At 36.2% G+C, this 4,291-nt stretch carries 3 protein-coding genes and 1 pseudogene; 1 reads left to right on the forward strand and 3 read right to left on the reverse strand.

Annotated features, from left to right (window positions below):
* Positions 1-211: 211 nt before the first annotated feature.
* A pseudogene (locus QHH19_06835) lies at positions 212-1,366 on the forward strand (geranylgeranyl reductase family protein).
* On the opposite strand, the gene QHH19_06840 reads toward QHH19_06835, so the two are convergent.
* The 3 genes from QHH19_06840 to QHH19_06850 all read right to left on the reverse strand — a co-directional run bounded on the left by QHH19_06840 (position 1,363) and on the right by QHH19_06850 (position 4,160).
* Positions 1,363-3,102 (reverse strand): hypothetical protein, encoded by a 1,740-nt coding sequence (locus QHH19_06840; GenBank protein ID MDH7518039.1) that lies wholly within the window; start codon positions 3,100-3,102, stop codon positions 1,363-1,365. The pseudogene QHH19_06835 and the gene QHH19_06840 overlap by 4 nt on opposite strands.
* Before the next feature lie 73 nt (positions 3,103-3,175).
* Entirely contained in the window at positions 3,176-3,364 is a 189-nt protein-coding gene (locus QHH19_06845; protein ID MDH7518040.1) for a hypothetical protein, read from the reverse strand.
* 91 nt (positions 3,365-3,455) lie between these two features.
* Complete coding sequence (locus QHH19_06850; protein MDH7518041.1) at positions 3,456-4,160, reverse strand: ArsB/NhaD family transporter; 705 nt, start codon at positions 4,158-4,160, stop codon at positions 3,456-3,458.
* Between the last annotated feature and the right edge of the window lie 131 nt (positions 4,161-4,291).

Genomic DNA, 4,291 nt, shown 5'->3' on the forward strand with positions numbered 1-4,291 from the left:
CTTTACAATAACATCTTTTAACTTATCTTCAAGGGTACTTCTCATCCCATCTTCCCAAAAAAATCAATGAAGTTATATAGGTTAAAAATATTTACGATTGTACTTTCCGAAGTACTGTAGTATACAAAATGGGGGTTTTTAAACCACGAAATATGATGTAGTTGTTGTCGGCGCTGGCCCAGCTGGTTCAACTGCTGCAAAATATTTAGCAGAAAAAGGAGTAGATGTTTTACTGTTAGACAAAAATAAATTCCCACGTGATAAACCATGCGGTGGTGGTTTACCATCTCATGTTTGGGAAAGATTCCCATATATCAAAAATAGAGATTTGATAGAATCATACTCATACGCTGGCTATGCTTATTCTCCCTCTCTGAGATATAGAGCATTTATAAAAAAAGATGACCCCATCGTTGGTATGACTCTGAGAGAAAAATTTGACAGTAGGCTTGTACAACTCGCTGTCGATGATGGTGCTAATTTTATTGATGGCAAAAAAGTTGAAGACATAAAAATATCAAAAGAAAAAGCAAAAATCGTTTTGGATGACAAACAAGAGGTCGATACAAAACTGGTTGTTGCGACAGATGGCGTCTGGAGCGTTATCGGAAATAAGCTGAACCTGATACCCAAAAAAGGTAGGAGAATCGGTGTTTGTTTGTTTCAGCAGTATAATCTAGGTGAAGAAACCATTGATAAGTTTTTTGGTGATGAAAAGGCGTGCTCAATACATCTTAGATTCCAGGGTCTACTAGGTTATGGTTGGGTTTTCCCTAAAAAACAACATTTGAATATAGGTGTTGGTAAAATAAGCCCAGATGATGAATTATCAAAATCTAAAACAAACCTATCCCAGGTTTATAAAGAATATATTAAGGTTCTTAAGAAAACCAACATAATACCAGATGATTTAAAAATCGGTAGATGCAAAGGTGGTGCTCTCCATATAGGTCCTCTAAGGAAAACTTATTCGGAAAGAGTGCTTTTATGTGGAGACGCTGCTGGTTTTATAAACCCGTTAACCGGGGAGGGAATCTATTATGCTATGTCATCAGGTAAAACAGCTGCAGATGTCATTGTTGAGTCACTGGAAAAAGAAGATGTCAGTGAAACGTTTTTATCATCCTATCAAACAAAATGGATGAACGATTTTGGTAAAGACATATATGAGTTCCTCCGCTTACCAGCTTACAGAGGTAATGTCGAATATCTTGTTAAACTAGCAAGTAAAAATGATAAACTAGCAGATATAATGCTAGGGGTTGTTCACGGGGGATTAAATTTCCGTGATTATAAGTTAGAACTAATAATACGCTTTCTTATCGCTCATTATAGAGAACGTTTAGCTAATTGTCTCACCAGTTAAATATGGTTCAAAAAAAGAGGGAAGTTTTTTATCTTACATATAATTTGATTTAATTGTTGGTAACTACTATTTTGTAAATTCTTTTTGACGCTTGATGAACTACCATACTGAGCTATTGATGTTGATAAACTATTAATTGTTAAATCACGCTGTAAATTAAACGTATAAGACGTCACTTGGCCAGATACAATAGTAATATTAGTCTCCTGAACTTTATATCCTTCCACTTTTGCCCTCAGAAGATACTCACCTGATGGAAGATTATATCTAACATACGAACCCCAATCCTCAGAATAAGGATTCTCAGATAAAGGCTGTACATCATACCAAACATTGTTTTCTAAATCCCAAGCTGCAATTGATCCATCACCAAGTTTTTTACCAAGAACAGAGCTACAAACTTTCACGTTTAAACTACCAGCCATCATTGAACAGCTCATTCCAATATCATCATCTCCGTTAACGAGATTTTGCTGATAAGAAATGACCTTTAGTTTTGAATTTGGTTCGTATTTATAGACCCACGACATGAAATCCTGACCATGCTCCACCATAACTGAACCAGCGTTAATCTCATTCTTACCATCATTATCACAATCACCAATCGACAAAACAGCTAAATCACCGAAGGTAGGCAACACAGCCTCCTCCACATAAGTAGAACCATTCCATTGAAGAATATGTACCCTATTGGTTCCTGCACATACCTCAGCTATGCTATCATCATCAACATCACCAACATCAAGAGCTTCTATCAAAACACCTTCACCTGGCCAAGTCTTCTCAAATTTCTGCACATAACCTACTCCATTCCATTCTAAAATAGTGATGGTAGGGGAGTAATAACCAACATGTATCTCAAGCTTACCATCCATATCGCTATCCTTACAGACACAAGCAAACGGATACCCCTCAGGATAGGTTGTTTTAATGGTGGTCGCCTCAAACTCTTTACTATTTTTATTCCAATCTAAAACCACGACCTTGTGGGCCGTACCACATACAATTTCGTTTTCACCATCATCATCAACATCACCGAGACCAGCCATGTAAACAAATCCGTTAACACCAAGATCATCCCACTCAGCTACCTTAACAAGCCTTAACCCACTCCATTCAAAAATCACAATCTCAGGAACAGAACTACCCTCACTCATAGGACCACCTGACATGATTAACTCATTCTTACCATCATTATCACAATCACCAATGTAGCAATCAGCGCTACCACCATTTCTATTGAATATCCATGAATTCCAACCTAAAACCTTGTATTTTCCACCAACCCATTTATAAATAGAGGCAGGCCAAGAAGCAGCGATTTCATCTTTTCCATCATTTGTGATATCGCCTATAGCAAAACCACCAGCATCATTTTTGTCAAAAGGATAAGATGGGCAAAAAAGCGTATGCATCTCTAAATATGTTTGTTTAGATTCATTCCACTCCATGATCCTAAGTTTGCCATCTCTACCACCTAGAATAAACTCGTTTTTACCATCATTGTCACAGTCACCTATAGGCTGAGGACCCTCATAACGAGCCCCATAACGCCAGTCAGAACCAAAATTCATAACCCATTGAACGTAATAATCGCCACTGAGTATATTTGAACTATTTTGAATCATCTCATCGATGGTAACACTCTTTTTTTTATTTTCATATGCACTAGCTAAGCTTATACTAGTTATTAGTATACATGCCGACAAAAATAACACAAATACCCTTTTATTCATAAGATTTTATCCCCCAACAATTTTCTAATATTAACTAATAGTAATTATATTTTATGACGTATGCCCCTAATTTTTAATCATTTTTGAAAATACCAACTATCGTTATTATACACGCTACGATCTCTATTATAGTTAAAGGTAGAAGAGTCGCAGCAATTTCATCGCAATTTAATTGAGCACCCAATGATCCCCTAAGTATAAAATTTAATATAAGCATGATTACCCAAATCCCCACACCAAGAGCAATCAATGTTTTATTCATATCATCTCACCAATTCTTCTAGTAACCTTATTTTTTGTGGTATGAGCCCTGTAATCTTTAAACGTGGATATAATCCCTTCGCCTTTATTTTTTAAAACAGCATAAATTCAAATGCCAGTACTCCAAGGCATGCTAAAAGAGTCACCGGTGTTACTATAAAACCATGTTTAACAAACTCCTTAAAAGATATCTTCACTTCTTTATCACGGAGTATACTCATCCACATAATACCAGCCAATGCACCTATTGGTGTAATATTAGCACCCAGATTGGAACCAATAGTTGTTGCTAATACAGCTGGAAAAACATTAGTTTGTGTTGCTAAACTAACCATTGGAACATATGCAACCGTCATAGGTATATTGTTTAGTATGTTTGCAGAAAACGCAGATGATATACCATACACAAAAACTGTTGAAGTGTTAGACGTGCCACAGATACTTTTAAAGAAAAAACCTATGTCAGCAGTTACCCCATAAATTCGTAACACCTCAACTGTGATAAACAATGCTAATACAAACGGTATGATACCGACAGGCATCTTTTTTAATGTAGGTGCAACAACAAAATGATTTTTACTAACATGTTTTCTCATAATCGCATGCAACGAGTCTCTCAATAAAAGGATAATGATTAGTGCGAGTACAAAACCTAGTGATATCATCCACATCTGAACACCAATATAAGTGGCGATAGCTAAACCAGCTATGCAACTTCCCAGTATAACTAACCCAAGTATTGCACCTGCTTTATCGGTTATTGAATCTATGGGATTTATCTTAGTTTCATGTTTTATAGGCTGAATTATTTTTTTCTTAATAAATTTTTTTTAACATTTTGTGAGCGAGAAATACCCAGACTTTAGTATGGGGGTGAATCGCGCTATTTTTCTTCTAACAAACATTTTTGCTTCTGGGCAGGCGCACC

The sequence above is a fragment of the Candidatus Thermoplasmatota archaeon genome (assembly GCA_029907305.1).
GTDB lineage: Archaea > Thermoplasmatota > E2 > DHVEG-1 > DHVEG-1 > JARYMC01.